General features: G+C 63.9%; 15 protein-coding genes. 1 reads left to right on the top strand and 14 read right to left on the bottom strand.

The genetic code is table 11. From position 1 onward, the window contains the following. Positions 1 to 28: 28 nt before the first annotated feature. Entirely contained in the window at positions 29 to 583 is a 555-nt protein-coding gene (locus PSH59_RS10700) for a hypothetical protein (RefSeq protein WP_305395002.1), read from the top strand. A 29-nt stretch (positions 584 to 612) separates the two neighbouring features. On the opposite strand, the gene PSH59_RS10695 is transcribed toward PSH59_RS10700, so the two are convergent. The 14 genes from PSH59_RS10695 to PSH59_RS10630 all read right to left on the bottom strand — a co-directional run bounded on the left by PSH59_RS10695 (position 613) and on the right by PSH59_RS10630 (position 25394). After that, a complete protein-coding gene (locus tag PSH59_RS10695) occupies positions 613 to 1332 on the bottom strand; it encodes an alpha/beta hydrolase (RefSeq protein ID WP_305395001.1) in 720 nt (239 codons plus the stop codon). 12 nt (positions 1333 to 1344) lie between these two features. Further along, positions 1345 to 2100, bottom strand: coding sequence for a precorrin-6A synthase (deacetylating) (gene cobF / locus PSH59_RS10690; protein ID WP_305395000.1), 756 nt, complete (start codon positions 2098 to 2100; stop codon positions 1345 to 1347). 9 nt (positions 2101 to 2109) lie between these two features. Continuing rightward, positions 2110 to 2700, bottom strand: coding sequence for a histidine phosphatase family protein (locus PSH59_RS10685; protein ID WP_305394999.1), 591 nt, complete (start codon positions 2698 to 2700; stop codon positions 2110 to 2112). Positions 2701 to 2793: 93 nt separating this feature from the next. Further along, a complete protein-coding gene (locus PSH59_RS10680) occupies positions 2794 to 3771 on the bottom strand; it encodes a LysR family transcriptional regulator (protein ID WP_305394998.1) in 978 nt (325 codons plus the stop codon). A gap of 51 nt (positions 3772 to 3822) precedes the next feature. Beyond that, positions 3823 to 4764, bottom strand: coding sequence for a peptidylprolyl isomerase (locus tag PSH59_RS10675; protein ID WP_248083581.1), 942 nt, complete (start codon positions 4762 to 4764; stop codon positions 3823 to 3825). Further along, on the bottom strand, positions 4761 to 5228 hold the full coding sequence (locus PSH59_RS10670) for a YbjN domain-containing protein (protein WP_305394997.1): 468 nt from the start codon (positions 5226 to 5228) through the stop codon (positions 4761 to 4763). Before PSH59_RS10670 ends, PSH59_RS10675 begins: the two co-directional genes overlap by 4 nt. A 20-nt stretch (positions 5229 to 5248) precedes the next feature. Beyond that, positions 5249 to 5875: a DNA repair protein gene (locus PSH59_RS10665; RefSeq protein WP_305394996.1), complete on the bottom strand. Its 627-nt coding sequence runs from the start codon at positions 5873 to 5875 to the stop codon at positions 5249 to 5251. An 18-nt stretch (positions 5876 to 5893) separates the two neighbouring features. Beyond that, positions 5894 to 7594 (bottom strand): putative porin, encoded by a 1701-nt coding sequence (locus PSH59_RS10660; RefSeq protein ID WP_305394995.1) that lies wholly within the window; start codon positions 7592 to 7594, stop codon positions 5894 to 5896. Between the two features lie 68 nt (positions 7595 to 7662). After that, positions 7663 to 8376 carry an energy transducer TonB gene (locus PSH59_RS10655; RefSeq protein ID WP_305394994.1) on the bottom strand — a complete coding sequence of 238 codons (714 nt, stop codon included), beginning with the start codon at positions 8374 to 8376 and terminating at the stop codon, positions 7663 to 7665. A gap of 3 nt (positions 8377 to 8379) precedes the next feature. After that, positions 8380 to 8805, bottom strand: coding sequence for a biopolymer transporter ExbD (locus PSH59_RS10650; protein ID WP_010211136.1), 426 nt, complete (start codon positions 8803 to 8805; stop codon positions 8380 to 8382). Between the two features lie 11 nt (positions 8806 to 8816). Continuing rightward, a complete protein-coding gene (locus PSH59_RS10645; RefSeq protein ID WP_305394993.1) occupies positions 8817 to 10616 on the bottom strand; it encodes a DUF2341 domain-containing protein in 1800 nt (599 codons plus the stop codon). A gap of 24 nt (positions 10617 to 10640) precedes the next feature. Continuing rightward, positions 10641 to 12224, bottom strand: coding sequence for a ShlB/FhaC/HecB family hemolysin secretion/activation protein (locus PSH59_RS10640; protein WP_305394992.1), 1584 nt, complete (start codon positions 12222 to 12224; stop codon positions 10641 to 10643). A gap of 59 nt (positions 12225 to 12283) precedes the next feature. After that, complete coding sequence (locus PSH59_RS10635; protein ID WP_305395290.1) at positions 12284 to 12877, bottom strand: transposase; 594 nt, start codon at positions 12875 to 12877, stop codon at positions 12284 to 12286. Between the two features lie 241 nt (positions 12878 to 13118). After that, positions 13119 to 25394 (bottom strand): filamentous haemagglutinin family protein, encoded by a 12276-nt coding sequence (locus PSH59_RS10630; protein WP_305394991.1) that lies wholly within the window; start codon positions 25392 to 25394, stop codon positions 13119 to 13121. Positions 25395 to 25499 lie beyond the last annotated feature (105 nt).

Here is a 25499-nt window from a genome sequence, read left to right as displayed (position 1 = left end):
GCAATTTCGTTCATCACTGGAGCGCTTCATGGCCACCTTCACCAAGACCGCCGCCCTGCTGGCCCTCGTGCTCGCCGCGGGCAGCGCGTTCGCCGCAGCCAAGCCCACCACCCAGACCATCTCCACCCTGGGCGGCAAGTTCACCTTCACCCTGCCCAAGGCCTACGCGGCCGACACCCTGCCGGCCGGCAAGGCCGAAGACGGCACCGCCGACACCCAGGGCACGATGTACGCCAACCAAACCACGAAAAGTGTGGTGATCGTCGCCGAAACCGTGCGCAACGATGGGGTAAACATCCAGGACAACGACTCGAAGTTCCTCGACGGCGCCGTGGCCGGTTTCATCAAGGACCAAAGCGCCGCCCTGCCCGACTTCAAGAAACTCAGTGAGAAAAAACTGACCCTCAAAGGCCTGGGCCTGCGCCAGGTGGACAGCACCGCCACCCAGGGCGGCGGCAAGACCTTGAACTCCACCTTCCTGGGCGGCTCGGGCAACCAGCTGCTGGTGATCCAGGCAATCTCGCGGGCCGACGATGCGAAGGGGCATGCCGCGCTGGTGAAGCAGATTACAGGCGGTAAGTAACGCCGACTCAATAGCCGACAGACACTCCGTCAGCGCAGGCTCTTCTGCAACCAGGCCTTCAAATCGCTCAACTGCGCCTCACTGACGGTGTGATTCATCCCCGGGTACCCATGAAACTCGGGTTGCAACCCCAACCCCACCAGCACCTCATTCGCCCGCGTCGCCGAGACATACGGCAACGCCTGGTCCAGCGTGCCGTGGCCGATAAAGATCGCCAGTTTGCCCAAGCGCTGATCCGGCTTGAGCTCTGCCTTGAGCACCGGCAACAGGCTGCCACTCAACGCCGCAATGCCCCGCACCAGAGCGGGATCACGCAAAGCCACCTCATAAGACATGATCGCGCCCTGACTGAACCCCACCAGGAACACCCGATCGCTTTGCGTGTGGTATTTCGCGGTGGCCTTGACGACGAAGTCCTTGATCAGCTTGGCGCTGCTGCGCAAATCAGCGGTCACACCATCGTAATCGCCGTCACCCGGCGTCTTGGTAAACCAGCGAAACCCGCTGGGCTGCACCGGTATCGGCGCGCGTACGGACAAGTAGGTCCATGTGGACGGCAACGCGTCCTTGATGCCGAACAGGTCTTCCTCATTGCTGCCGAACCCGTGCAAAAAGATCACCAGCGGCTCATTGCGCGCATCGCTTTGGCTCTGTTCCAGGTAAGCGAGCGGCAAATCGGTGTGCAACTCGGAATCAGCGTGGGCAACGCCGGCCACCAGGGTCAGCGCGAGGGCAAACAGCTTGAACATGGGGACGTTACCTCAGGGTTTGCGCAACAAATACGTATCCATGATCCAGCCATTGGCCAGGCGTGCCGCCTTGCGCACCCGTTGAATCTCGTCAGCCACGTCGCTGACTTTACCGCTGATCAGGATTTCATCCGGCGTGCCCAGGTAGGCACCCCAATAAATATCCAGGTCCTGATCGGCCACCGTGCGGTAGGAATCTTCGGCGTCGAGCATGACCACCAGGGTGTCGGCATCACTCGCCTGCCCCGCCGCCAGGCGTCGACCGGTGGTGATCTCCACAGACTTGCCGATACGGTTCAACGCCACCTTATGCTGCGCCGCCAGGGCCTGCACGCTGGTGATGCCGGGGATCACCTCAAACTCAAATGCACAGCGGCCGCTGGCCAGGATCGCCTGCAGGATGCGGATGGTGCTGTCGTACAGCGCCGGGTCGCCCCAGGCCAGGAACGCGCCCACTTCACCGTCGGCCATTTCCTCGTTGATCATGCGTTCGAAGGTGGCTTGCTTGTCGCGGTTCAGGTCCTGCACGGCGGTGGTGTAGTCGATGTCACCGCGCACGCGCTCGGGGCAATCGGCCTCTACAAAGCGGTAGCCGGGTTCGGTGATATAGGTCTGGCAGATCTCGCGGCGCAGGTCGATCAGCTTGTCTTTGCTCTGGCCCTTGTCCATCAGGAAAAACACGTCGGTGCGGTTCAGCGCCTTCACGGCCTGCATCGTGATGTAGTCAGGGTTGCCGGCGCCAATGCCGATGATCAGGATGCGTTTCATGGGTTGCTCTCATTGCGGGGCGTGGATTTTGCCATGTTCAGGCGCCTGGGCGTGAGTTTCCAGACGCAGGCGCCACACACCGTTGAAACGCAGTTCCGTGGTGGACAACGGCTCGACATCGATCCGGTAGAACATCGAGACCGGGAACTGCATGACGTACAGCAGCGCGGCGCGGACCACAAAGGGATGGGTAACGGCCACGACATGGCCCGGCTGCCTTTCGAGGGATTGCAGCCACTGTGCCACCCGCGTGCACAGGTGCGCCACCGACTCGCCCCCGTGGGGCGCGCAGCTGCTATCGGTGAGCCAGGCACTCAGTTGATCAGGTTCAACCTGTCCAATGTCCCGGCCAGCCCAAGCCCCCAGGTCAACGTCGCGCAGCGCGGTTTCGATCACCGGGTGTGCGCCGAACAGTCCCGCCGTCTGCCGGGCTCGCGCCTCGGGGCCACACAGCAGGCGCAGGTTTTTCGTGTAACGGCCGGCCAGGGACAACCGCGCGCCTTGCCAGTCCATCGCCACCGACTCGTCCTCGGCAAAACGCCCCTGTTTTTGCAGGGGCGTAACGGCATGGCAGACGAGGGTCAAACGGGTGGCCTGCATCGCAGGTTGCTCCAACACAAAGGACGAGGCCGTCAAGACTGGCGCAGATAGCGCCAGGGCGCAACGCCTCTGGCCGCACAAAGCGCCGCAGCGCTAATCAAACCAAGCGCGTCGCCCCTCGAAGGTACTGACTATCAGCGCCACAATCATCTGCACCGCCTCGGCATCGCGCACCTGTGCATTCACCGCCAGCCACACCTGGCGCTGCATGCTCTCGGCCAGCAACCCCGGCAGCGCCACCAATCCACGGTCGAAGCTGCTCATGTAGTGCGGCAGCAAACCGATGCAGGCACCGCAGCGGATCATCTCCAGCATCAGCGAATACGCCTGCACCTGTACCACGGCAGCCTGGCGTCGTTCCACCATCTGGTTCCACGGTTGCAACGCGTCGACCTGTGCGTCGGGCTGCCATTGCACCAGCATGTAATCGTCGAGGTCTGCCACGCTGTCCGGGCGTGCGGTCACGCGTGAATAGCGCTTGGCGATGTGCGGCAAATACTGCAACCGCGCCAGCGCTCGGGGCGGTTCGGTGGCAAAACCCGGACCGGGCAACGGACCGTCGTTGCCCGATAACCACAGCACGATGTCCACGTCCAGCGCTTGCAGGGACTGCCGGCTGTCGAGGGAGATGATCTCCAGGCGCACGCTGGCATTGCGGCGCAGCAAGGCAATCAGATCACGCCCGAGGATGTCGTGCAGGATCGGTTCGGCCACCGCCAGGCGAATCAAGGGTTGCGCCACCGCCGGCAGGCGCCGTTCATGGGCCAGGGCAACCAACTGGGCCTGCAATTGCAGGCCATCGCGACTGAGCACCAGGCCATTGCCCTGGTAGCTGAACAACGCGTGGCGCAGGTGTCCTTCCAATTGCGCCAGGCGTTTGCGCAGCAAGGTGGCCTTGATATTCAAGCTGCGCGCGGCCTGCATGAAGCAGCCGCAGCGCGCACTGACCAGAAAGTAACGCGCCACCTCCGGGTCGATCTCATGGGCCAGAGCCAGCCAATGGCTGCGCGACTCGGCCGGTGCACGATAGGCGGCGGGGCCCTGAGGGCCGGACGGTTCCAGTAATGCCATGGCAGACTCCCTGTCTTGTCGGTCGATGCATCCAATGCGGGTTGGAGCGTATTACTCCAGCACTTTATTCAGCTCGGCGCCGTCGATGCTCAGCGTGGCGGTGTTGAGCATGCCTTCCAGATAGGCCTTGGCGATCTGCTCCTGACGCTGGGCACGCAGGGCCTGGGTGAGGCGTTCGCGCAGTTCGTCGAGGGTGGCGGTGCGCGCCGGTTGCTGGCCGATCAACTTGAGTACATGGAACCCGGCCGGGCTCTGCACCGCGTCCGACACCGCGCCGACCTTGAGCCGCGAGACGGCCTCGCGCACGGCCGGCACCAGTTGCTGCAAGGGCTGCAGGCCCGAGTCGCCACCGCGCGCGGCGCTGTCCGGGTCCTGAGAGAACTGCGTGGCCAGGGCGGCAAAGTCCGCCGGCGCGGCCTGGGCCTTGCGGCTCAATTCCTGGGCCTGACGGCGTACCGCATCGGCACTTTGCGGGTCATTCACCGCAAGGAAGATCTGCCCTACCCGGTACAACGGCGGCGTCATCCACTGGGCCTTGCCGCTGTCATACGCCTGTTGCAGTTCGACAGCGCTGGGGTAATCGGCCGGCACTTGGCTGACCGAGAGCATGTAGTCGCGAAACACAATCTGCTCAGTCGCGGCGCGGGTCTGCTGTTCCACCTCCGGGCGCTGGCGCCAGCCCTGGGCGTCGGCCTGTTCGAGGACGGCCTTTTGCGCCAGGCGCGAGCGAATCCAGGTTTCCAGGGCGCCACGGTTGCCGCGCAGTTGCTCGCGGGACTCAGCCGGCAGGCTCGCCAATACGCTTTTCAGTTCCGGCAGGTCGATTTGCTGGTTGCCCAGGCGCGCCACCGCCGGCCCGCCCGCTACAGGGTTAGTCACCGAAGCCGGCTGTTGCGCCGCCACCGGGTCGCTGCCCGGGCGCAGGCTCAAGCCCACCGCCACCACCAGCAGGGCCAGCGCGCCGGCGCCGACCATCAAGGTTGGCTTTTTCACAGCGCCGGCGCCTCTTCAGCAACGGGTGTGGACTGGGTCTGCAAGTGCGCCGCGTGCTGGCTGTATTCACGCAGGTACACGATGAACTCCTGCAACAGGCGGTCCCACAGTTCCAGCTGGCTGCGCAGGTGCGTGGCGCCAACGCCGGCGACCACCACGTCCATTTCCATCAGCAGAAACTCGCCCTGCAGCGACAAGCGCGCAAAACGCCGCGATGCGTTCCACACCTGGGCCAGGCCTTCAGGCAATTCGCCCTGTACCCGCAGCGCACAGCTGTAGGTGAAATCCACATAACTGCCCTGCTCGGCCGCCGCGTTGCCAAAGCGCACCGCATAGCCGATGCCCTGACTGGCGCTGAGCAACTGCACGATGCCGTTCTGTTCGCTTTGGTTGACGCGGTAGCCGGCCTCCTGCAACAGCTCGGTGAGGCTCTGCACGCTGACGCTGTTAATCAATTCGCTCATGGTGATCTCTTCCTTGTCTATCAATGGTTGGCGGTTGCCTGGGGCGCATCGAAACGGCTCTTGTACAAATCGTCACCAAACCCCTGGGCCAGTTCCTCGAACTTGACCCGCGTGCTGCTGGCGAAGGGCTGGCGAATGCTCATGACCTGCGCCACGTCGATTTTTTCATAGGCCGTGAGTAAGTGTTGGGCGACCCCGTACATCTGTTGATTCTTGACCGAACATTGCTGCACTTGTGTGTCACGTTCGCTCAGTTGCACCTGCAATCGGGCACGCTCGGCCTCCTTGCCTTTGGCCAGTACCAGCAGTTCGTCATAAGCCTTCTTGAACTTGCCAAGCTGCTCATCCCGCGCCGCCACCTGGGCCTGGGCCTGGCTGTGCAGGCTTTGTTGCTGGCCGGCCAGTTGCTCGGCCATGCCACGGGTCTTTTCCAGCTCGGCCGTAAGCTGCTTGATTTGCGCCTGGGCCTGCCTGGCCTGGGTTTCGGCCGCCAGACGTGCCGCACTGGCCTGGGCCTGCTCGCTTTGCAGCGCCTGTAATTGCTGGGTGGTGCTGCGCAGTTGGGTACGCAGGCGCTCTTCCATGCCTTCGGCCGAGGCGCCGGTGGCGACGAACAACAACAGCAGTGCGCAGATTCGCGTGTTCATGTGGCATCTCCCGGCGCATCAAAAGCGCGTGTTGAGTTCCAGTTGCATCACGTCCACTTCGAACGGCTGGCCGTACACTTCGGACGCGCTCAACCAGCGCGCACTGGCGTAGATGTTCTTGTCGATGCCGTAGTTGCCGCCAATGAAGTAACCCTTGGCGTTGGTGCCGCCCAGGTGGAACGAGGAGTCGTTGAAGCCGTCGGGCAAGGCGTCGGGCTGGATGTACTTGTAGCCGGCCAATACGTTCCAGTCGCCGCGCTTGCGCATCTCCAGCGCACTGCCGAGGGTGAACGAGACCATCAAGGCATTGCCGCCACTTTCAAACTGGCCCTTGCTGTTGATGTTGTTGACGATCTCGCCTTCGCTGCGCTTGAGCATTTCGCCCTTGTCGTAGCCCAGGTTGTGGATGAAGTTGCCTTGGCTGCGCAGCTTGAAGTCGCTTGGCAGTTCGCTGTCCCAGACCAGGTTGAGGTCGAGCACGTCGAATTTGGACGCCAGGCCCACAAACTGCGGGTCGGCTGTGCGCACAGGATCAGCCGGGTTGGTGGTGTTGTTGCGCAGGTTGAACACTGAGTTGCCTTTTTGCATGAACGCCACGCGCGAGCCGTCGGTGTCGCACCCCGCTGCCCCTTGCCACGTGGAGCAAGGGCTGGAGCGCTCGCCCTCGATGTCCTGGAACTGGTAATAAGCGGCAGCGAGCTTGAGTGTGTTGCTGCGGTTGATCTTCCAGTCGGCACCGATCTGCCCGCCGAACAGCCATTTGGTCTGGCTGTCTTCCTTGTCGATGCCGTTGCTGCTGGCCGTGTCGGAGGTGTATTCGACCGGGAACGCACCGAGGGTCCCGAACAGGCCCCACTCGCTGTTGAGGCGGTGGTTGAAGAGCGCCGCCACGCCGTCGAAGTTGAGGTCGTTGGAATACATCATGTCGGTGGAATAAAACGGGTTGGCGATACGCCCGGCAGTCAGCATCATGTAGTCGGTGGTTTTCCAGGTCAGGTAGCCCTGGTCGAGCCAGATGTCTTTTTTGCCGAAGCCGCCGCCCAGGGTTTGGGTGGTGGACACCGGGTTGTTGTCCGAGCCGGTGGCGATGCGGATGCCGGCGGTCCACTCCGGCGAGATCACCGCTTTCATGCCCAGGCGCGCGCGCAGGCGGAACAGGTTTTCGCGGTCCTCGCGGGTGTTGAGCAGCGGCGGAAACTTGGTGTTGGAGTTTTTGTTGACGTCGTACGGGCCGGTGTCATTGAGCTTGGCGAAGTCGGTGATGTTGTTGCTGTTGTTACCCGAGAAGTAGCGCGACTCGTCGCGCAAACGGATATCGCCATCAAAGCTGATACGCGAGATCCAGTCCGGGAACGTATTGGGCTGGGCCCAGTTTTCCTGTTTGGCGGTGGCCATGACTTCGGCTTTGACCTGATCACGGATCTGGTCGCGCACCGCTTGCGGCACGTACTGCACGCGCACGTCCCCAGGGGCGGTAGGCGGCCCGCTGGCGACCGCCGGCGCGGCATTGGCCTGGCGTGCCTGCCGAGCCTCTTTTTCGGCCTGGGCGATCAGCCCGTTGGCGGTGTCCTGGGTCAGCACGCCTTGCTGCACCAGCAGGCGGATCAGGTTGATGGTGACGTTTTCCGAAGGCGCGACCGGCGCGGCCGTCGCCTGGCCAACCAGGGTCGCAATGACCATGCCAACCGCCAGGGTCAGTCGATTCACGGGGGAAATCATGTGTACGCAACTCCTGTAAAAAACCGTTGAAAAATTCAGTTGAGCAATGCAGTTGAATACGTATCCGATCAATCCGGCCGTCGGCCCTTGAGCGACAGGCGTACCGGCATGCTGACCGAGGCCGGCACCCGTTGCGTGGCGTGGGGTGCACGCAACGCGGCCAATACCTGGGCATCCGTGTCGGCATCGCCGCTGGATTTGGCCAACGCCACGCGAGTGACTTCGCCCTCGGCGTTCAGCCACAAGTCCGCCTGTACGCTGTAAGCCTTCTTGCGCAACTCCGGGTCTTCGCGCAGCAGGCGTTGAAACACCCCAGCCAGGTATTGCTTGTAAGTGCCCGTGCCCAGGCCTCCTCCTCCGGAACCGGCCATCCCCCCGCCCTTGCCGGCGCCGATATTGAAACCGTCGGTGCCCGACTGGGCATCGCCGTCGATCTGCATCGGGTTGGCCAGATCATCGGCGGGCGACGGTGGCGCCTCCTCGGCCGGCTTGACCTCTTCCGGCGCTGGAGTCGGTATTGGCTCCGGCACTTTTTCTTCCACCTGGGGTTCGGGCTCCTTGGGTTTTTCCGGTGGTGGCGGCGGCGGTGGCGGCGGTGGCGGCAACGGAATGATCGTCGGCACCTTCGGTGCTTCGCGGCGTACGCCACTCATGTCATTGGCCCATTGCCACAAAAACCAGGCGGCCACGGCCCCCAACAGCAGGCCGGCGCCCCACTTGAGCGGGCGCAACGGCGGCTTGGTCTTGGTCGGTAAGGGCGTGATCGGCATCTGTGCGGTCATGACTCAGCCCTGGCTCGGTTTGCCGGTGACCAGCCCGACCTGGGACAGCTCCAGCCGGCGCAGCAAGTCGAGCACCTCGATGACCTTCTGGTACTGCACCATGGCGTCACCGCGCACGATTACCGGGAAGTCCGGGTTCAACGCTTTCTCGATACGCAGTCGCTCTTCCAGCTCGCCGAGGGTCACCGGGTAGGCATCAAGGAACACCTGGCCGCCGTCGTTCACCGAGATCGCCTTGGTCTTGGCCTCCGACAGCGACACCGAGGCGCTGGCCTTGGGCAGGTGGATCTGGATCCCCGAGACCTGGGCGGTGGCCGTGAGGATAAACATCACCAGCACCACCATCAGCACGTCCACCAGGGGCGTGATATTGATGCTGTCGACGGCCGCATCATCGTCATCGTCGTGGGAGGCATTTACAGAAGCCATGGCAATTCTCCTCAGGCCGGAACCGATGCGTGATGCTCACGGCGATGCGCCGTCTCGCTGTGTTGGCTCTCGCCGTGCATCTCCGCCAGGCGGGTGATGAACTCGTCGACGAACACGCGCATGTCCGCACTGACTTCCTTGTTGCGCGTGATCAGACGGTTGTAGCCAAACAGTGCAGGAATCGCGACGAACAGGCCCATGGCCGTGGCCAGCAACGCCGCCGCCATACCGGGGGCGATGGCGTTGATATTCACGTCACCGGCCATGGCCGTGCCGAGAAACACCACCATGATCCCCAGCACCGTCCCCAGCAGGCCGATATAGGGGCCGCCGGCGATGGCGTTGGATAAGGTTGAGAGCTTGGCACTGAGGGCCTGGTTTTCGCGGGTGCGCACGCCGTCCATGGAGCAGCGGATGGCTTCGATGGTGGCGGCCGACACCGACGAAGTGTCCGCGCCCTGGGCACGGCGGGTGCGGATTTCCTTGACCGCCACCAGGTACAGGCGCCACAGCGACGAATAGGTCAGGCGTTCGCCCAACTGGGCGTCGTCGGCATACATCTCCAGGCGCGTGCCGATCTGCGCAAAGTGCTCGCGGAACACCTCGTTGGCGCTGCTCACGCGGCTGACCTGACGGTTCTTGCGCAGCATGATGAACCACGACTGCACCATCATCGCCACCAACACCAGGATGATCACCCAGGCGTCCACCGGCACCGCGTTGAGCAAAAAGCCCAGGCTGCCGAAGCCCATGCCCGACTGCTCTTCATCCACCCCGTAAGCCACCAGCTTCGACTCGGCGCCCTGGGCACTGGCATCGGCCAGCAACAGCGCGGCCGGGCGCGCCACCTTGGACAGGCGCAGCTCATCCATGGCCCCGGCGAACGGCTGGTGCGTAGCGGCTGCGTCCGGCAGGTCGGCACCGATGGCCAACGGTGTGTTGAACGCGGGCATGGCCACGGCGAGGCTCGCGCTTTCGCGGCCGTTGACATACAGCGCGACCTTGTCACCCTCGGCGGTGAACGCCAGGTGCTGCCATTGGCCGGGGTTCAGCGGCTGCGTCGAGACCGCACGCTGGCCGTCGATTTCAACAAACGGCGAGCCTTGGTTCAGCCCCAGCAAGAGGCTGTGGGGCCCGTCGCGCCGGGCCAGGACGATTTGTTCACCGCTGGCCTGGTCCAGGCGCAGCCAGGCGCTGAACGTGAACGCGCCGCCTGCCGCGTGTTGCAACGATGGGCTGGCCGGCAACATCAGCGGTTGGCCGCCGAACTGCAAGGCACGGCCGATCACGCCATCGATGCTCGATCCGGTGGCGTTCAACGCATTATTGGCGTAGGCCGTGGTGTCGCGCGGCGGCGTCGCGTTGGCACCGTCAAAGTGGTACAGCGCGGTGTAATTGGGGTCGAACGTCAGTTGGCCGTTGGCCGTGGCCGGGGCCTTCTGGTTGCCGTAGTACATCCACAGGTCCTGGCGCTGCCCGCCTTCGACCTTGGGCACATCGACCCAGATCAACGCCATGCCCATCAGCGGATCGAAGCTCTCGATCTGGTGATTGAACACGGTCTTGTCATCGGCACTCACAAACCGCAAATCAGCGCCGTCGTCCTTGACCCCGTCAAAGGTGAAGTTGCCGGTGTGCAGGCGCACCAGCAGTGCGGTGCGCCCCAAGGCCTGACTGATCGCCGCGCCTTGGGCGGTGGTGTCTACCGAAATCTGTTTGCGGTAGTGCCAATCATCCTGCCACCAGGCATGGGCGGTGGCCGGGAGCGCGAAGCCCAGGCAGATCATCAGGCTCAGAAATAGGCGTTGCATGGGTGAAGTCTCCGGAAGAAAAAGTCAGAAAGTCGCCTGCACACTGAAGTGCAGTCGCGAGTCCTGTTTCTGGGTGTTCGGTCCATCGAGCAGCGGGTAGCCCCAATCCAGGCTGCCGGACAACCATTTGCTCAAACTGGCGCGGGTGCCCAGGCCGACACTGGCCAGGCTGTATTCGTCTTCTTGCTCGGGCAGCGGATCGTGCAGGCGCAGACGCGCACCTTCGGCGAATGCATAGAAGCGCCACTCCTGCACGTAACTGCCCAGGAACTTGGCCAGGGACGGCGTGCGCAGTTCCTGGGAGAGCAGCAAGCCCTCATCGCCGGTGCGTTCCGCCGCCAGATAGCCACGCACCGAGGTGGCGCCACCGGCCGAGTACTGCTCGTTGGACACCAGTGGCCCTGAGGCCAGTTGGAAGCCGGCCTTGGACGCCGACTGCCAATCATTGGCGAAGGTGTAGCTGTAAGTCAGGTCGCCCTTGAGCACGGCAAAACTGGCGCTGGCCTTGTAGCGTTTGTAGTCGAATTCTTCAGCGTCGCTGCCATAGCCGAAGAAGGCGCGGGTGCCGACGATCAGGTTCAGGCCCAGGCCCAACTGGGATTGCTCGGTATAGCGATAGCCGTTGTAGCCCAGGGTCAACGGTGCGTACTTGAGCGGCACCTGATCGCTGCTGGCACCGAATTTCAACCGCTCGTCGAAGTCTTTGAAGTCGATACCCAACGAGAAAGAGTTGGCCCAGTTGCCGGCGGCCGGCAGGCTGTAGATCGCCGACACCCCGTAGGAGTGCCCCTTGCCCAACACGTTGCTGCCGCCGATGGTGGCGATGTCGCTGTCGGACTGGTAACCGGAGAACTGCAAGGTCCAGCGCTCATCCAGCGGCGCGCTGTAGGAGCCGGACCAGACCTTGGCGTTCGAGGTGTCCTCGGGTGCGGTGAAGTAGGTCAGGGAAATGCTGTGGCCCAGTTGCCAGAGGTTGTCGTAGCCAAGGGTGGCGACTGAGCGCAGTTCCTTGGTGTCGGCGCTGTAGTCGTTGTTCAGGCCAAGACTGGCGTGCCAGGGGTTCTGGTCTTCGACCTGCAAGTCCACATCCATGGTGCCGGGGCGCTGGCCTTCGCGCACCAGTGGCGTGACCTGGCGCCCGGCGCTGCGGTTGAGCCCGGCCAATTGGCTTTGCACCTTGGCAAAGTCCGGCACCGCACCCTCCTCCAGGCCGGTCACTTGCTCGCGGATTTCTACCGGCGAGTAATGCTTGGCGCCCACCACACGCACCCGGCCGACCTTGGTTTCACTGACCTGCAGGTAGACGATGCCGTCATCGACTTTCTGCTCCGGCAGCTCGACAAACACCGACTGGTAGCCACGCGCCTGGTAGATCTTCTGCAGCGCATCACGCGCGCCTTCGATATCGTCCAGGGTCTTTTGCGGCCCCAGGAACGGGTACACCGCCTCTTCGATCGTGGCGGCATCGAGCACAGTGTTGCCGCGCACGAAATACTCATTGACGTCGACCTTGCGTGCCGCCGCTTCGTCCTCTGCCAGCACGGGTTGGGCCATGGCCCAAAGCGTCAGGCAGCACAGCGCCAGCGTTGACTTGAACAGATGCTCCACACCGCCCCCTAATGGTCTATTTTTATGCGCCGCCCTGCGTTGCCCGGCGTTCAACCGGTTCAATTGCTGGCGATCGCGGTGTTGCCGTGGCGGGCCAGCCAGGTGTGCAGCAAGGCGAAGTTCAAGGAGAACTCCGGCATGTGCAGCAAGGCGCCACAAAACACGTCACTGATGATTTTCTGGATGAGTTGCACCGCCCGCGGGTTATCGAGCAGCGTGGCAATGTCGCGGCTCAACACCTGAATGCTCCAGACCTTCTGGTTCAGGTCCAGGCCGACAAACCAGCGGAACAGCAGGTTGTAATTGAGCTGCTCGTGCAGTTGCTGTTCGTTGGGCACCGAGTACAGCAGTTGCAGCAACAGGATCTGCAGCACGGTGTGCGGCGCGATCTGCATTGAGGGCGCGACCACCAACAGGTCGCGGTGCTGGTCCAGCACCTCGTCGATCTGCGGACGCAGCAACACCAGGGAATGACCGGCGGGGATGTAGCTGGAGACTTCCTTCAAAGCGCCTTGCCAATCGTCCTGGGAGACGATCCACACCCAGGGCGCGCCATAGCGATAGACCGACACCGGCTTCTTGCGCGCCGCTTCGACGATCTTCGACAGGCGCTGATCGAGCTCCTGCATGCCGACTTTCGAATAACGTTCCATAGTTCCCATTGCCCCACTCCTGGCGTCCTGCTGGCGACTTGAGAAACACCGTGATGGTGTCCTTGAGCGCGTTACACAGGAGAGACGGGGATGGCCAAGGGCTACCGAACTTTTGTCATGAAAGGTTCATTCGGGATTGGGTGGGAGGCAATTTTTTGGCTGGATGGGGCACACCACCTTGCAAAAAAACGGGGCGATCACTGATCGCCCCCAAGGTACAACGAGAGGTTTTTGCACCGCCCTACAAGGTAATCTGCTTGCGCTCCTCATCGGTCAAACGCGCCCGCGCCTGTTCGCTCAAGGGGCCTGCGCCCAGCACCTGCACCGGGCTGTTGGGGTTGTACGCCGAGGTTTTCTGCTGCTCCTGCGGCTCACGGGGCACCGGTTCGGTGCCAAACCCCAACACCTCCACGGTCACGATCGAGGCCCGGCCCTGCCTGGCCGCCGCCTGCTGACCGCGCGCCGCGTCTTCCGCCGCCTGGGAGGCCGCCGCCCCCGCCGCGCTGGCCGAGCTCATGGCGCCGGTGTTCACCGTCGCTGTCACCGGCACGCCCGACGACTTGCCCTGGGTCTGGATATTCGCCGCGTTCACCACACGCAAGGCGGCGATGTTGACGTTACCCGACACCCGGATTCCCGCCTCGCCGGCATCGATGGTGCCCAATGGCGCGATCAGGTCGATATCCCCCGCCGGCACTTCCGGGATCGGGTTGAGCGTGGCGATCCCGGCACCGGTGCTCGGCACCGACGGCGACAGGCTCACGTTGCCCCAATTGTCATAGACGCGCTTGGGCGGCGTGTACACCACGGTGGTCTTGGAGCCGCGCCCGGCGTTGATGTCGCCCTCGCTGGTCCAGGCCATGATCGAGCCGCCAAAGGTGGTCATGATGCGGCTCTGGCCAAGCAGAATGCTGCCCAGGGAGTACAGCTGGATATCTCCCGCGCCTTGAGTGATCACACCCGCCGTCGACGGTGGTGCGGCGCCTTCGATGCCAAAGGTCTGGCGGCCGCCGGGGGTGAGCATCTGGATCGAGCCACCGAAGTTGGTGTGCACACCCGCGCCGCCGAACATCGTAATGTCGCCTTTGTAGGTGATCGGGTTGCCGGCCACGTCGGTCTCGGGGAACAACTTGGCAATCGCCACCCGGCCGCGCACATAGCTGCCCTGGCGCACACTGCCGTCCTGGTTGTACTCACGGCCGGCGGCCTTGAGTTCGGCAAAGTACACGTCGCGGGCGAAGATCCGTTGTTGTTCGGCGGGCAGTGCGGCGTAGTCGGTACGGGCCTGTTCGCTGTCGCCGGCAACGCCGAAGCGTTCGGTGAGCCAGGTAACCAGCTCGTTTTCGTAAGTCTTGGCCACCTTGGCGCCTTGCAGGGATTCACCCGGTTGCGCCAGGTTGGCGGGGTTCAGGTAAGCCTCGACGAAGCGGCGGTAATCCGGGCCGTTGGCGCCCATGCCGGCTTGCATGACGATGCTTGCGCCAGGGCGGCTGTCGCCGGCCGCCACAGCGCCCAGGCTGTTCACCGCGACCCTGTCTTCCATCTGGATGTTGCGCCCCGCCGTCAGTTCCAGGGTACCGGGGCCGGCAACGTTGAAACTGCTGTAGAGGATGTCGCGGCCAGCGCTGGCGATGGAGATATCGGTGGGGCTGTTGTGCACGAACAGGTTGCCGGCGTAGGTGTATTCACCCGTGGTCTTATTACCGCCATTGGCACCGCTCAGTGGCGTACCGCTGCTGACGATGTCGCGACCGGCCTGCATCCAGACCGGACCGGCACCCTCGTAGTAGGTCTGCCCAAAACGCGGGTCCTTGGAGGCGTCGGTAGTAATGGTGATTGCACGCCCGCTGTTGACACCCAGCAGGTCCCCGCTCAGCGCGTAGAAACGTGCCGGTTCCAGGGCGTCGCCCCAGGCCGTGCTGGCGGTGTTGGGGCCAAAGGCAAACAGCGGCGAAACCGTGAAGGTGGCAATGCTGCCATCGCTGGACAGATTACCGCTGCCGCTGACCGGGTTTTGATCAGTCAGAAAACCAAGAAACGCCGGGCGCAAAATCGTCGCCAGGCTTTGCGGGGCTGCGCTGGAGCGGCTGATGGGCAGGTCGCCGCCGTAGATCGAGTCGCCGGCGAGCAGTTCCAGTTGCCCGTTGGCCGAAGGCGCCAGCACCATGGCCCTGAGCGGCGGCACGGTACTTGGGTCACCGTACGATGCGCGACCGTAGTACAGGCTGCCGCTGGCGGCGACGGCGCGCAAGGTCGCGGGATAGACGGCCGCCATGTCGGTGTCCAGCGTTTCGGTCAGGGGCGTGAGGTTGCCCCCGGCGGAAAACAGGTCCACCGCCGTGCGGTCGGTCCACAGGCTGAACCAGCTGTGGCCAATCCCGTTGACGCCACCGTTGGCGTAGGCCAATGCGTTGACTTGCGGCGCGCGGCCCGGATCGGCGACATCCTGCAGCACCAGGTCACCGCGGGTGGCGAGACTGAAGGTAGCGTCACCCGGCAACAGGCTCAAACCACCCGCCGCCCTGGCGGACGTGGAGCGCAGCGGGTCGTAGGCGCGCACCTCACTCGGGCTCTGGTAGCTGGCCTGGTTGCCATACAGCAGCGTCAGGCTACCCAGAGCGCCGCCAGTGAGCTGTACATGCCCTCGCGTATTCACCAGTACGCCATTGAGGTGGTTCAGGTTGATCTGGCCGGCTGGGTTAAGCGCTCCGCCGACCCGCAGGTTCAGATCGCCGCCACCGGTCAGTTGGACGCTGCCATCGGTGGCGACGCGACCGGTGCCGCCGATGGCCAATACCAGGCCTTGGCTGCGGGGGCTGACGTTCTGCGGCCCCGACGACGCGTTGAGAACCCCCGCGTCGCCGCCCACATCAACGTTAAGGTTGCCTCCCCCCAGGGTGCCGAAGCCCGTGAACCCGACCATCTGGTCCGCACCTGGGTAGGCCATGCCGGGCACGTAGGAACCAAAGTTGACCCACCACGCGGTGGCCTGCGCCTGGCTGCCACTGAGGCCATTGCCCTGACGCCACAGCCAATTGCCGACATTGGCTGAGTCCTGGCCCAGGTCGCTGGGTACCGGACGACCGACGCCATTCAGCGCCGGGCTGGTGATATTGCCAGTCAGGTTGCCGCCCACTTTAAGCAGCAAGTTGCCACCCGTATCCGGGTACCAGGCACGGTACGGGCTGGCAGTGTCTGCGTTGACCAGCTTTTCGTTGCCCCCGGCGTTAGCCAATACCTTGCCATTGCTGCCCAGGGCTCGCTTGAGGTTATACGGATCGCTGGCCGAGGTGCCGGTGGACGAACTGCCCGCCGTGTATACGCCGAACAGCGACTCCATGCTCAGGTTGCCGGCGGCCAGCAGGTCAAGGTCGGCAGCGCCGGTGCGGATTACGCTGAAGCGAGTGCTGCCGCCCACCAGCAGCGTGTAGGCAGTACCACTGATAACGCAGTATTCCGGGAGGTCTTCGCATATCCCCGGGTATTGTATTGCGTCGAAATCAACCGGTTGGCCTACCATGCTGTCATCGCCGAACCACCCCTCTGAGCCCTCAAGGGTCCAGACCTGGGCGCCCTTCCCAAACGTCCCGTAGTGACTGTCCGCCAATCGCAGATTGCCGCTTACCGGATGCGGTTGCAGCAGGCGACTGTCGGCTGCCTCGGTGTCGGCCCCCGCAACCAGGCGAATCGACCACGACTGCGAGCCCTCCTCCAGCATGGGAGCAATGGCCCAGTTTTTGCCAGGATGGCCGGTGTCACGCAACGTCACCGACTCCACGCCGCCCGGCAGCTTCACGTCTGTCCCAGACGGCAACAGGGCGCCACGGGGCAGCACTTTGCTGGCGGTCAGGGTCACCTTGGTGGCCAGTGGCACGCCCTTGGGCCAGATCAGGCTGTCGACACTGGCTGAAGTGCCCAACAGGCTGCCGGCCTCCAGGACACTGCCACTGGCGAGGGTCTGGCTCTGAGTCAGCAACGTGCCCGCCGCGAACAGCACAGTGCCCGAGGCATCCCGAACAGCCGCCGCCAACACCGTACCCGCCGGGAGTACCAACGGTTGAGTCAGCTTGGCCGCCACGGGCAAGCGGGTGCCCGCCGGCAGAAACAGGGGGTTGGTCAGTACATCGAAATTAAGCGCAGCGCCCGCAGGGAACACGGTGCCCACATCCAGGGTCACGCCGCTGCCCGGTACCACCACAGTGCCGCCGGTGTGGTCGATACCGGCGCGCAGCACCCAGCCACTGTCATCGTCGGTGGGCGGTGGCGCGGCAAAGCCATCGTTGATGCTGCCGTAGATATTCAGGTCGCCGCCGGCGCGCAGGGTCAGGCTGCCGGACTCGGTCTTGGCCGTTGATTTAAGGCTGGCGTAGCGATAGCTGGAGAGGTCCAGATCGCCCTGCACGACCAGATCACCGTCCGGGGTTTTACTGATGATTTCTACACCGGGGCGCAGGTGGAACACGTCGCCGTAGGTCGCGTTGTTCAAGCCGGCGAGCTTCTGCAGCAAGTTGCTGTTAACGCGCGCGGCATCGATGAATGTCGTATTCGCGTCATTGACGCCATTGAGGTAGTCCTGATCAATCACTTGGTACGGGCGCCCATCCGGCGTTTCATCGGTTTTGGTCGGGGCATCGTCGTAGGTTCTCATGCCGTTGAGGGCAATCGAACGCGCGCCCTGGATAGTCAACGGCCCACGGGCGTCGATGGCGATGTCATTGCCACCCACGCGCGGCGCGTTGAGTTCCAGCGTGCCACGGTTGCGCCCGTCGTTGCCGGTCGCGGCCTCGGTGCCATGGCGCAGGTCGATGCGCGCGCCAGTGGCCAGGGTCAACTGGCCCTGGCCAGAACTAAGGACCACGGTGGCGCGGTTAGGCGAATCGATGATCTTGCCGTAACTGTCCACGCGTAATTGTGTGCCATGGGCGTCCAGCACGGCGCTGCCGTCGAGGGTCAGGCCATTTTTTGCGGCCAGGTTGATGCTTCCCACGCGCTCGCCGCTGGCATCCACCAGGCCGGTCACGCGCAGGCTGCCATTGTCGATCGAGACGTTGACGCTGCTGGCCTTGACGTCGCTGCCGATGGTCAGGTCGCCCTGCTTGAGCTGGAAGCTGCGCGCACCGTAGACCTGGCCCTGGTTGAGGCGCTGGTTGAGCGCGGCGAACTGGTCGCTGAGGGTGCCATTGCCGCCCAGGCGTTGGGCCTGGATTTCCACCGCGCCGGCGAGGTACGGCACCAGGGTGCCACCGGCATCGTAGCCACCGCTGCTGCCGGCGGTGATCTTGCCCGCCAGGTCGACGATCCCCGCTGCGCCGGCCACCGCCACTGCGCGCAACGTGCCCGCCTGGTTGTGCTGCGCCGACAGGTCGATGGTCGATCCGGCGGCCTGCTGCACATTGCCCGCACGGCTTTCCAGCAACACCTCGCCGCCGGCGCTGTATTTGGTCACGTCATTGAAGGCAATGGCCCGGCCGGACACATCGATCGAGGCGGCATCGGTCAACACCACGTCGCCCCGCGCGCCCAAGGTCACCTTGCCGCTGGGCAGCACCACGGCAGTGGCCAGGCGCAAGCTATCGCCTTGCAACGACAATTCGCCGCCGATGCCGTCCACCTTGCCTGCTGCGCCAGCCGAGGCGCTGACATCAATCGCGCCACCGGCGGTAATACGGTTGACCGAACCGGCCTCACCGGTCATCAGCGGCGTGAGGATATTCAGGTTGCCGCCGCTGTAGGCAAAGCCCTTGATCGCATCAAATGCACCCTGGCTCTGGTACACCGACAGGCTGCCCTTGTGGTTGGCGGTGATGCGCTCACTGGCATTAAGATTGACGTTGGCAAAGCCCAGGGCCAGGCGGTCGAAGGTCTTGGTGGTGCTCGGCTGGGCAAAGTCGCCGTAGCCGAATTCGATACGTTCGGCATTGATATCCAGGCGCCCGCTGCCGCTGCCGGCACCACCGGTCACCGCCGCCACAGGAGCTGCCTCGGCACCTTGCCAGATCAGGTTGGCGGTGTGGATAGTCGCCACGTCGTTCAAGCCGCCAGCGCCGTAGATCGCCGGCGTGGACAGCATCAGGTTGCTCAGCAATGACTTGCCGGTCACCGCGTCGTAAGTGTCCAGGGTGCTGGTGCCGTAGAAGTTGAAGCTGTCACGCGCCGACAGTTGCAGGGTTTCCAGCGCCGGGGCGCCGAATTGGCTGTCGCCGCGCAGCAGGCGTTCCAGCACTTGCTGGTTGAGGGTCATGCCCACCGGCAGGCGATTGTTGGCGGCTGCAGCGGCCAGGGCTTCGGGGCTGCCGACGTTGATGCTGGACACGCCCAGGTTCAGGTGACGGGTGCCATAACGTACCTCGTCGCCCATCTGCAGGGTGCTGTCGGTGACGGTAACGATGCTGCCCTCGGAATACAGGGCCGTCTGCCCACTGCAGGATGCGTTCGCGCATACGCCTAACTGAATGCCCTTGCTGGGGACTCCACCCGGCGACGGAGCGGCGATGACATTGAGCAAACCGTTGGACACCGCCAGCACATTGCTCAGGTTGTAGATAAAGCCGTCACGTGCGTCGTAGCTGGCCTTGCCCTGGCCTATCGTGTTGATCGAGGCGCCTTGTTCGAGCGTAATTTTCCCGGTGACGGTCGCCAGTAGTACCTCCGGCGCCGCCAGGTTCGCGCCGTCGCGCAGGATGATGGAGCTGGTGACGTTGCTGGGGAGGTTGATGTAGTTGCCGCCCTGGCCGTACGTGACATAGGTCATTCCACCGATCAGCAGGCGAGCCGCGCCCATTGCGTTCAGGCTGTCCGCATCCACCGTAATGCCTTTGAAATTGGCGGTAGCCGCGTTGCCTGCCGCGACAATTTCGATGTCGGTTTTTTCTCCGTTTATCAGCGATACGGTCCCGCCGTAACCGCCAGCAGCGGCCTCGAAGCGGCCGATGCCCTGGAACGAAAAGGCATCCGCACCTGCGCCTGGCCGCAGGGCCAGTTGCAGGGTCTTGGCATCCACCGGCAGCAGTGCCCGAGGGACACCAAGCCGGGTGGCATCGGCCACGGCGAAGGGTGAATAGCCGGTCTCGTTGTATTGAGAGTAACGACGCAACCTATCGGCCGACGTGAGAATCACCTGGCTGGGCGCACTGTTGCTGATACCGGTATTGGCGATGGACAAGCGCCCTGCCGTGGCCCATGAGCCATTGCGCAACGCCTGGGTCGCACCGTCGGCGCCCATACCGGCCAGGCCGTTGATCTCCAGCCGGAAAGCCCCCGGCATCAATGCATAGGTGGACGGCATCAGCGTATAGGTGCCGGCCGCCAGGCCCGGCACGCCGGAGCCGATTGTGATCTGCTGGCCGATCAACGGATCGACCGCGCCACCTTCCGGCGCCACCGGGGCATAACCCGGTTGCACGCCCGGCACAATTGCATAGATCGGGTTGGTACTCAGACCCGGCAGTACAAACCCGCCGTTCGCACCGAACTGTACCAGTGGGTTGTAACGTGCATCCGTAGACCCCCCGCGCCCGGAAATAAAGCCGGCGCCGAGCAGTTCGCCACCGCCGGACAGATCCAACGTCGCCTGTGGCAGCACCGCCACCGTCTGGCCCCCCAGAATCACCCCGACGTTCAGACTGCCTGCACCGTTGCCGCCACCTTGGCCTATGAACGTTACGGTCTTGCCGTTGTACTTGTAGATCTGGCCATCCACGGTACCGCCGTAAGGCAATACCAGGCCCTTGCCACTCACCGACGTGAGGCTGCCCGGCAGCAGTTGCACGTTTGTAGAACCCAGGTTGCCGATCTCGATCAGCCCCAGGGGCGCACGCACCACCCCGTCCTGCTTGATGGTAGGCCCGCCCAATTGCAGACGACCAAAGACCGAGTAAGGCATGGCGGCATTGCTGTTGGCGGTGCGTGCGATGGTCAGGGTGCGTGTCGGATCGTAATTGAAGCCTGTGCCATTGCTGGCAGCATTATTCACATAGCCCGCCAGTACCCGGGCGCCGACTTCAGTCGCCGGATACAACTGCGCCGCGCGCAGGGTCAGGTCACCACCGGTCACTAACTGCGTGCTGATGCCCTGGGCAATCACATCTGCCCCCGCCCCCGCCAGGAAGCGCAAGTCGCCCTGGCTGGTCAGTTGCACCTCATCAAACCCACGCCGCTCAAGGCTGGCCCGGCTGTTGTCGGGCCGCAACAGATAGCTTTTGTTGCCGAACACCACATTGCCACGCACCTCGATCAGGTTGGCGTTGGCGTTGAACTGCGCCGTGGTGGCCAGCACCGAGGGATTGGGCAACACCGGCACCGCGCGGGTGTAGGCCTCCTTGCCGGTTTCTGCGGGCGCGAGCAGGCCGGCCAGCAGCAGGTACGGGGCCGACAGGTTGACCCGTGAACTGGCCGCGGCGGTTTCACTGAGGTTATAGCTGCCACCGTAGAGGCGCAGGCTCTGGCCCATGCTCAACGACACATCGCCGTCGAAACTCAGCAAGCCGTTGCTGAGCAGCGCCAGGTTGTCGAAACCGCCGGCGGTGACCTGGTCCACCCCGAGGCGGCCATGGCCGTATTCCAGGCTGGCGTTCGGGCTGGTTTGATGGGTCTGGCTGAGCACCAGTTCACGCACGTTGAGCACCCGGTCATTGACGCCGGCCTTGAGGTAATACGGGCTTTCCAGCGCAAGCGCCAAACTGCCGCCCGCCGCACCCGCCCCGCCCGCGCGGGCAACGAAGCTGCCGTCCAGGTACAGGCCGTTGTTCGACGCAAAGCTGATACTGCCGCCATTGCTGGCCACCGGCACGCGACCCTGACCGGGCACGTCGAGCACCGCCTGGGCACCGGAGGCGTCCAGCCGCGCGCCCTCACGGACCACCACAAACACATCGCCGGCACTGGCAATCCCGGTGGTCAGGTTGATATCGCCGCCGATGCTGATCTTGCCGCCATTGAGGACCTGGCCGTACACGTTGCCCCGGCTGCTCACCGCCGTGACCGCTCGCGCTGCAACGTCGATCAACGCCTCTTCGCCCACCCGGATCGAGCGGTCGTGACCCGCGGCAATCGACGGTTCCCAGGTCTTTGGCGAGACACTCAAACCGCCCAGGCTGACACTGCCGCCCCAGGCATTCAGGCTGCCATTGAGGGTCAACTGGCCGATGCTACGCAAATTGATGCCCTGGCCGGGGTCGACATTAATCACTGCCCCCCGGCCTACCGTCAGGGCGGTGGTCGCCAGTTCTGCGGCGGTGGAATCCTTGGAGCCGGCCGTCAGCGTCAGGCTGGCACCCCGGCGCTGGGTCAGAACGCCCTGGGTCGGGTTTTCCTGGTAGAGCGTCGGCGTCCAACGCTCCAGAGCCGTGGCCGGGTCGCTGCCACTTGGCGTCATCGCTGTCTGCTCGCCCAAACGGTAGACCGGCACATTCACATCGACTTGGGTACCGTCGGTGACGAGCAGTCCCTCGTTGCCGGTGATGTCGTAGGCCGAGAAACCCTTGTTAAAGAAGCCGCCAGTCAATTGCAGCGTGTCGATATCGGGTGCATTGGCGCTGTCGCCGATCTGCACCTTGCGCCCCTGCAACGCCAGCGTGCCGCCGCCGTTGACGCCATAACCGCGAATGTCGCCGCCCAGCGCCAAGGCCCCAAGCGCCCCCAGCGTCACGTCGCCGCCCTTGCCGCCGCTGAGCTTACCGTCAACGCCGAGCGTGCCTGCGGAGGACGTATCCACCAGGCTGCCGGTCGCCAGATCAAGCGTACCGGTACTGCGCAGCGAGACCTTGCCACCGTTCACATACGCCAGACCTTCACGGGTGTTCGGGTCCAGCGCCAGGTTGTTCCAACGCCCGCTGGCATCGAGCTTGACGCCCGCCGCCACATCGACCCGCCCGCTGCCCGCGAGGATCACATCGTCGAGCGCATTACCGGCATTGAGATTGACCTGATTGAGGATGTTGCCCGCATTGATGCTGCCGCCATGGGCGGTGAGGTTGGCGTTGAGGTTGACCACTGGCCCGAACAGGGTGATCTCGCCGCCATCCGCCACATTGAGCGCGCCCTTGACGGTGATCTGCTGCGTGACACCGGCTTTGATCTGATTGGTGACGCCGACTTTGATCGCGCCCAGTTGATAGCCATTGAGCTGATCACTGTCGAGCACCATCTTGCCCTGGCGATCCGCTGGCAGCGCGGTGGTGAGGTCCAGTCCGTCGGCGATTTTCTGCGTGTTGCGGTCAATCAGCACCTCATCGGCAATGCCGGTCAACGCATAACGCAGGGTGCCGGTGCTCTTGTTGTAGACCGGCGTGTAGCCACCAATGATCAACTGCGCGCGCTGGGCCATGGCCTTCTGCGACTGCTGATAACCGTCGAGGTTGATATTCGGTGCCTGGGTCTGGCGATCGCCCTGGAACACATCACTGACCACCTGCCCTTCGAGCACCGCGCTGGTGGTGCCGACCACCAGCTTGCCGGCATCGCGGCCCACGGTGTACCCGCTCTCGAAACGGCGTTGCCTGGCAATCATCGGGTTGTAGTAGTAATCGGTCTGGCCCCAGCGCTTGCTGGTGTCTTCATAGCCCTTGTAGAACCCGGAATAGAGAATGTCCCCCGGCGCGTTGGACAGCTCATACAAACGCCCATCCGGACCCTTGAGCCAGGTCTGCTGGATATAACCGTCCTGCACGTCCACGGTGCCGCCCGACAGGTTGATCTGCGCGCCCTTCTGGGTCACCACCTCCTTGCCGGTAAAGGTCACGGTGCCGCCCTGGGCCATCCACTCGCCCACCGAGTGGCCTTGCGTGCCAAGGTAACCGCCGACTTCCAGCAAACCGCCGGCGGTGTACCAGCGATCCGTTGCATAGCCGTTGGTGCCTGCGGGCACAAACACCAGATCGCGCAGGTCGACCCACACATCGTTGTTGATCAGCTTCCCGTCTTCACGGTTGACCGGCGCGTCGCGCTGCTCGTTGCCCTGCACGTTGATCTTGATGTTGTTGGATTCCATCGACACCTTGACGCCCACCGCGCCGGACACGTCGATCAGCGCCCCATCGCGTAACAGGCTGCGCCCGGCGGCACTGACCGCGACCTGCCCGCCGGTGGCCAGGGTGATCGAGCCTTTCTGGAAATCCACGGTGCCGCCGCTGACGATTTCGATGCGCGACTGATCGGTACGGTCGGCCACCGTGCTGAGGTTATTGAAACGCCCGGTCGCCTGATTGGCCGGCATACCGTCGAGGTTGACCAGGCCATTGCTTTGCTGGCTGTTCAGCGCGGTGCTGCCACTGCTGTCCAACAGGATCGCGGTGGTGCTGCCCTCGCCCAGGGTCACACTGCCGGTGGTGTCGGTGGCGGAGTTGAGCAGGTGAATCGTGCCACGGGTGTCCACCGAGGTGCTGGCCAGGGCCACGCCATTTTGCTGCACCTGGTGCCCGGTCAGGGTGATGTCCCCGGTGGCGGCCATGATCAGGCCATTGTTGCTGACCTTGCCGGCGCTGCTGCCGGGTTTGAGGCTGGTCGCCACTTCGTTGCCACGCGTGGTGGAGCGGTCATTGCCGGACGTGCTCACGCCCTTGCGGATGTAAAAACTGTCACCGGCCGCCAGGGTGGTCTGGCCCTTGGCGGTGATGATCGTACCGGCGTTGTCCACTTCCGAACCGAGCAACAAGGCGTAGCCACCTGCATCGGTGGACGTGGCCGGGTTGTGAGTCTGGATCAGCGCGCCGCGCTGCACCTGGACCTTGCCCGCCGCATCGGTGAAGGTCGGCTGGGTGCCGGTGCCATCCACATAGAGACCGCGCTGGGTGAACTGCTCATCGGTCATGTTCGCTGCGGCGGCCACCAGGTTGCGCACGTTGACTTGGCTGGTGCCGCCGAAAACCACGCCGTTGCGGTTCATGATCATCACCGTGCCGGCGCCATTGATCTGGCCCTGGATCTCACTGGGCCGCGCATCGGGGTCGTTGACGCGGTTAAGCACGGCCCAACTGGACTGCTGCTGGAAATCCACGGAGGTGTTGCGCCCGACGTTAAAGGTCTCCCAATTGAGGATGGCCTTGTCGGCGGTTTGCTCGATACTCACCGTGGTCTTGCCGCCGGACTGGCTTTGGGTCGGGGCCTTGGCGTTGGTCCAGCCCTGGGTGAGGCTGTTATCCACCTGCAGGCCACCTTTGCCGAGGCCATCGGAAATCGTCGAGACCTGGCCGAACGCCGCCTGACGCCCCGCCGCTTGCGCGGCCTGCTGCGCCGCAATCGCCGCGACGCTGGTGTTCAAGGTGCTGATGGAACGCGCCAACTGCTGGTTGACCCGCGCCTGCTGGTTCAGCGAAGGAATTCCCGGCACCTGCCCGGCACTGATGCGCGCCGCCGTCGCCGCTTGCGTCGCACCTTTGTCGGCAAACCAACTGGAACTGAACGCCGTGGCCGCATGGGCATTGCCCGCCACCATCAACAAGGCAATGGCCTGGGCCAATGGCTTGAGGCGCAGCACGGTTTCTTGGGCTTTCAGGTTGACCGGTGATTTGCAGCGGACCATCGGGAATCTTCCTTCTTTGTTATCACGCAGGGAGCAAGACAGGCTCACGTATGAGGGTTAGGCGGTTGGCGGGAGACGGGACTGAACTTATGTCATGCAAAGTTC

Source organism: Pseudomonas sp. FP2309 (assembly GCF_030687575.1).
In the GTDB taxonomy this organism is placed as follows: domain Bacteria; phylum Pseudomonadota; class Gammaproteobacteria; order Pseudomonadales; family Pseudomonadaceae; genus Aquipseudomonas.
This window is presented reverse-complemented; position numbering and strand designations above follow the sequence as displayed.

Coding starts and splice junctions, on each gene's coding strand:
- PSH59_RS10700 (WP_305395002.1), top strand. CDS start 29: ATGGCCACCTTCACCAAGACCGCCGCCCTGCTGGCCCTCGTGCTCGCC.
- PSH59_RS10695 (WP_305395001.1), bottom strand. CDS start 1,332: ATGTTCAAGCTGTTTGCCCTCGCGCTGACCCTGGTGGCCGGCGTTGCC.
- cobF (WP_305395000.1), bottom strand. CDS start 2,100: ATGAAACGCATCCTGATCATCGGCATTGGCGCCGGCAACCCTGACTAC.
- PSH59_RS10685 (WP_305394999.1), bottom strand. CDS start 2,700: ATGCAGGCCACCCGTTTGACCCTCGTCTGCCATGCCGTTACGCCCCTG.
- PSH59_RS10680 (WP_305394998.1), bottom strand. CDS start 3,771: ATGGCATTACTGGAACCGTCCGGCCCTCAGGGCCCCGCCGCCTATCGT.
- PSH59_RS10670 (WP_305394997.1), bottom strand. CDS start 5,228: ATGAGCGAATTGATTAACAGCGTCAGCGTGCAGAGCCTCACCGAGCTG.
- PSH59_RS10665 (WP_305394996.1), bottom strand. CDS start 5,875: ATGAACACGCGAATCTGCGCACTGCTGTTGTTGTTCGTCGCCACCGGC.
- PSH59_RS10660 (WP_305394995.1), bottom strand. CDS start 7,594: ATGATTTCCCCCGTGAATCGACTGACCCTGGCGGTTGGCATGGTCATT.
- PSH59_RS10655 (WP_305394994.1), bottom strand. CDS start 8,376: ATGACCGCACAGATGCCGATCACGCCCTTACCGACCAAGACCAAGCCG.
- PSH59_RS10650 (WP_010211136.1), bottom strand. CDS start 8,805: ATGGCTTCTGTAAATGCCTCCCACGACGATGACGATGATGCGGCCGTC.
- PSH59_RS10645 (WP_305394993.1), bottom strand. CDS start 10,616: ATGCAACGCCTATTTCTGAGCCTGATGATCTGCCTGGGCTTCGCGCTC.
- PSH59_RS10635 (WP_305395290.1), bottom strand. CDS start 12,877: ATGGAACGTTATTCGAAAGTCGGCATGCAGGAGCTCGATCAGCGCCTG.
- PSH59_RS10630 (WP_305394991.1), bottom strand. CDS start 25,394: ATGGTCCGCTGCAAATCACCGGTCAACCTGAAAGCCCAAGAAACCGTG.